At 62.6% G+C, this 5,022-nt stretch carries 5 protein-coding genes; all 5 read right to left on the reverse strand.

Annotated elements, in window-relative coordinates:
• The coding region (locus tag ASG84_RS20330; protein ID WP_156399633.1) for a hypothetical protein at positions 1-675 on the reverse strand (675 nt) is incomplete at its 3' end.
• A 139-nt stretch (positions 676-814) separates the two neighbouring features.
• The gene (locus tag ASG84_RS20335) at positions 815-1,075 is read right to left on the reverse strand and encodes a hypothetical protein (RefSeq protein ID WP_156399634.1); all 261 of its coding nucleotides are present in this window, start codon (positions 1,073-1,075) and stop codon (positions 815-817) included.
• An 8-nt stretch (positions 1,076-1,083) separates the two neighbouring features.
• Positions 1,084-1,509, reverse strand: a 426-nt coding sequence (locus ASG84_RS28335; protein WP_235581760.1) for a hypothetical protein, incomplete at its 5' end; no start/stop codon positions are given.
• A gap of 2,021 nt (positions 1,510-3,530) precedes the next feature.
• On the reverse strand, positions 3,531-3,983 hold the full coding sequence (locus ASG84_RS28340; RefSeq protein ID WP_057478827.1) for a hypothetical protein: 453 nt from the start codon (positions 3,981-3,983) through the stop codon (positions 3,531-3,533).
• Positions 3,943-5,022 (reverse strand): phage portal protein (locus tag ASG84_RS20350; RefSeq protein ID WP_057478828.1); only part of this gene is annotated, 1,080 nt, incomplete at its 5' end. The genes ASG84_RS20350 and ASG84_RS28340, both read right to left, overlap by 41 nt.

The raw sequence follows: 5,022 nt of genomic DNA on the forward strand, positions 1-5,022 counted from the left end.
CGAGCGGCCGGCAGACACAGTGCCGGTCGCTTCACGACCACCACCGCCCTGCCTGCGGTCACCCTTGGGTGTCCGCCTTCTCTTCTGGTCGCCGCTTTGCGCGGCCAAATACGGCTTCCGCTTGACCAGGTCGTCGATCGCATCTTCGATCTCGTCCTCGTCCACTTCGCCGTCTTCACCGACATCGAACTGATCGAGGTCGAGAAATTTGATTGCGTCGGCAGGGTCGTTGAGCTTGCCCGCGGCTGCGGCCCGCACTTCCGAACGCAGAATTCGTGAGTTGGCTTTCGCGAGGATGTCTCGCTCGGCCTCCTTGGCCTTGTCGTCCACGGCCGCAGCGGAGTTCTTCGCTTCGGCCGCTCGTCGGCGGGCCCGCTCGGTGCGCAGCTTCTCCTTCATGGCAGCGAGAGCGCGTTCACCCTTCGGCCCCAACTTCTTGTCGTCCGGGTCGTCCTTGTCGTCGTCCGGATCGTCCTTGTCGTCGACGTCATCTTTGTCGTCGTCGGGGTCGTCCTTGTCGTCGTCCGGATCGCCGGAATCGTCAGGGTCGTCCTTGTCGTCGGGATCGTCTCGGTCCATCTGCTGCTGCAACGGCTGCACCGACCACACGACCGGCTGGCGGCGACGTGTGAGGAGTGAGGCGAATATTTCGTCGGACAGGATGGTTCTGCGCATGAGCGGTTTCTCCTAGTGGTGCGCCCCGTGCGGGCAGCGTGAGACCTGCCCAGTGCGGGTCAGGCGAAACAGGCCCGTGCGTGACACGGGCATGAGAAAGGCCCCGACCGCAGTTACGTTCGGGGCCTTGCAGAGTCAGTCAGTAGATGACGTCGGGATCGTTGGGGATGTCCGGGTACGGCGGATGCTCGCCGACCACTCGAGGCGACGGGATAAGGAACCACGCGGCACCGAACAGTTCGGACGGTGTCCGCACTCCGCGAACCCCCGGCCCGACCGGAGTCAGTGGGTACACGAACCGGCCGAGATCAGTGAGCTCGTAACTGGTCTCAGGATCAGCGGTGAAATCGATACCGCCGGTGGACTCGAGCCACCGCTCCGGCCCTTCAGCGGATGTCACTTTCCAGGTCATAGAAGCGCCATCACCCCAATCACGAATTCCTGTAGCTGACTGGACTTGTCGAACTCACCATTGGTGTTGCTGCGTCCGAACGTGTCCTGCAAACCTACCTGGAACACTTCTGCAGGACGGCGCGCCGGATCGGCCATCGTGGAATCGTCGGCGTACGACTTGCCTGCGTAGCGATCCTTCCATTGGTCCTCATAGCCAATCTCATCGGCAAGTTCCGCGTCCTTGGGGTACACGCGGCTGAGCGGTTCGAGGACTCCGTTCTTCGTGGACCGGGAGCGAAGCAGGGCGAACTCCAACTGAGTGAGCCCGTCGATTTTCGATTCCATGCGGTGACCGAGTTCGTGCGCCATGATCTCGTCGGGATACGAATCGAAACCTCCACGGTAGTTCGGCCTGTCTCCGACGAGTTGGCAGGAGGAGGCNCTCTTCGTGGACCGGGAGCGAAGCAGGGCGAACTCCAACTGAGTGAGCCCGTCGATTTTCGATTCCATGCGGTGACCGAGTTCGTGCGCCATGATCTCGTCGGGATACGAATCGAAACCTCCACGGTAGTTCGGCTTCACGTCCGTTGCGTCTGCAGCGATGTAGTCGTGATTGGCCGAGTAGAAAGCTCGATCCGCCTTGCCGATATCCAATCGGCCGGCAGATGCAGTTCGCAACCAATCTGCGGGAAAGATCGATTCTGCGCGACGCAGAGAAGCGAGCCCTTCCGCAGTTCCCGATGTGGCGCTCGATACCCCGAAATCGGCAATGACTGCGGGCTGCTTTACGCCACCGATTTGACGAATCTCCCGCAGTGTTTCCAGCACGACCTGCTGCTCCTGCTTGGCTACGAGCTTGAGGATCTCGTTTCGGCGCGGAGCGAATGCACCACCGCTCGCAACCAGTTCCTTCTCCTCGGCCAGCAATCGCTTGACCTGCGTGTCCTTCGCAATCCTTGTCATTGCGTCGGCTCGAACGGCGCGACCGACAGACAACGTCGAGTCAAGGTGTCGCTGCAGCTTCTCTGGGACCAGCTTCGCCCCGTTCCGATCCGTGGGGTACTTGATCGTGGTGTCGAGCCATCCGGCTCTATCCACCGGCAAAGACGCCTTTGCGGACGCGAGGATGTCACGCGTGGCGGGCGACAGGATGCGTGAAGCGTTGAACTTCTTCTCCGCTGCCAGCCACTTCTTCACGTCGGCGGTGTACCTCTTCTCGGCCGCCAACCATTTCCTCACGTCAGCCTTGTACTTATCCTCGGCTGCGAGCCAATCGGCCATGGCATCGAGATCAACCATGGGCAGCTTCACAGGCAACGGCGGCTTGACGACCCCGTCGAGGTCCGGCACCAGGCCGGTTCGTGAACCGATGCCCGAACGAGGACCCGACCGATCGAGGACGTAGCCGTTCAATCGGAGCAAGCGAAGCGCCTCGTCGCGATCTCCACCGGAGAGTTCGTAGATGTCCTCTGGCATCAGCCGAGGAGTCGTCTCCGGAGTCCTGCCACGACGTCGGATCAGCTTTCCTGCGACACCACGCTTGGTGACGCCCTCGGTCGTGGTGAACAGGCTCTGCCCGTAGACATCACGCCGAATGAGTCGACCCGCGGTGGCGAGTCCGTGTGCACCACGTCGCGCGTTGACGACCTGCCCGATGTCTGCGCCCTCGCGAATGGCCTGCGCGCCTGCCAGAGTGAAGATCTTGTCCTGCATCCGTGGATCGAGCGAGGCGAAGTAGTCCATCGGGTCGGTGCGTAGGTCGTCGGCGATGTCCTCCGTCGACGCGATGTGTCGGCAATCGCAGAGCGGGTGCCGAAGGAAGCCACTGCTGAACCGGTAAAACCGGCCCGCCAGCACCGCGCACCGCGAGCACGACGGCGGATTGAGCATGCGCACGTACCCGACATCCGGACGTACCGTCACACCGAGACCGGTCGCGACCCGGTTGGCGTCGGCCACCTGTGTCTGCACCCGGAGCTGCGTCATACGTAGCCCTGTTTCCCAAGCCGCCGACAACACATCCGGTCCGACCGGGTTACCGCGCTCGACTACGTCCTTGATTTCGCTTTTCGCCGTGATGATCGGCGAATACATGAGCGTGTCCAAAGCCCGACCGTCGGACGCAACTCCGATCAGTCCTTGCGGATCGACCTGCGCGATCGGCTCGACGATGTTGCCGAGTGCACCGAGTGTGTCCTCGACGTACGCATCGGTCCCGGCCACCGACGCCTGCTGGCCGGCAGTGACCACACCAACAAGCCGATCGACGTTGTCGGCGAACCACGCATCGAAATCGCGTGGCGGCCGACGGCCCCAGATCTCCGTTGCCGCTTCGATGACATCGTTCTGGATGCCCTGCTGGCGAACGTAACTGTCAGCTGCCGGTTCCGGAATCATCGATGTCTCCCGGGGTGCGTTTGGGTACCTCGGTCAACTGGCGATTCAGCCGGTCCAGCACCGGATCACTCTCGGCCGCGAAATAACGACGCTCGCGGTTCTTCCGGTTCTCGTCCCACCCGAGCTCGTCCCACGATCCCTCGCGGGAGTACACCGGAGTGCCGCCGTTGAGCTTCTGAATGTGGTCCGCTTCCTCGGTTCTTCCGGTTCTCGTCCCACCCGAGCTCGTCCCACGATCCCTCGCGGGAGTACACCGGAGTGCCGCCGTTGAGCTTCTGAATGTGGTCCGCTTCCTCTGCCTTCGTCGATGTGCCGGGATCGATCCACTCGACCTTGATCGCCGTGCCCTTGTCAGGCCACTCGCCGGTACGGAAACGTTCCTCGAGCGCCATGGCCCAGCCGATGCCAGTGCCCTGACTCTCGTTCTTCTCGTCGGCGTTGCCGTTGATGCGTGACTCGTCGGCTCGAATCGCACCTTCAGCTGCCGGGTTGGCGGTGTTCTGACCGAAGTACCGCATTCTCGTCGGCGTTGCCGTTGATGCGTGACTCGTCGGCTCGAATCGCACCTTCAGCTGCCGGGTTGGCGGTGTTCTGACCGAAGTACCGCATCGGCAGACCCGTCACCGACGATCCGAGACCGGCATACAGCTTCACCGTGTCGTGGAAATTCCGCAGATCCGACGCCGAGAACTGCCCAAATGCCGCATCCTTCGGCCCCTTGGCAGTTGCTGCCATCGCCGTGAAATACGACTCCCACACCGGGATCGGCTGGCCCTCTTCGTCGACGAAGTCGCCCTTCGTCGCACCGAGCAACCACTTGCCGGGCGTGCCGTGAGTCTCCTGCGCAACCTGCATGTTCGCCAGAGTGCGGGCGCACGCATCGGTCAGACCCATGATGTCTTTCATCTCGGTCGTGCCCGTCCACTTGCCCAGACGGCGTCGGTTCAGAAACAGCACCACCGGGATCACACCGAGGTCGTGTTGATCGACCGCGTCGTTGTCGTCCTCGTTCTCCGCGTCGCCACCGACCTCGTCGTACTGCCAGCCCCGCGGGCCCGCAATCACCTGGATCGTCTGGTCCGGAAGGAACAACGTTCCGACCCGGTCGCCGTCCTCGGTGCGAAATTGGCGGAACGCGGCGGACATTCGTCGACGGCGCTGGTCGATCAGGCAGGACATCTGCAACGGGGACTCGACCGAGATCAGCGGGTGGTCAGGATCGTCCTCGTTGGTGCCGACCGTCATGTAGCACCGGCCGTAGATCATCGTCTCCTTGTTCAGGAGCCTGATCTCGGATGCGAGGTTGTTGACGTCGAAGCTCTCTTGCAGCGCGACGTCCTTGCGGGACACCCGCGGAGCGAGCTCGTTGCCTTCCTCGTCGATGACGGCCTCGGCCTTCGAGTCCCGGCGTATCAGCGACTTGATCCGCTGCCGCCGTGCGATCTCCTCGACGTACATCCGAGGCCAGTTCGCGATGGTCTCGAACATCCGCAATTCCGGTGGCACCGCGATGCCGAGCTGCTTGACCCGTTGATCGCCCTCGAAGTACAGATCGTG

Origin of the sequence: Rhodococcus sp. Leaf278 (assembly GCF_001426085.1) — a bacterium.
GTDB lineage: Bacteria > Actinomycetota > Actinomycetes > Mycobacteriales > Mycobacteriaceae > Rhodococcoides.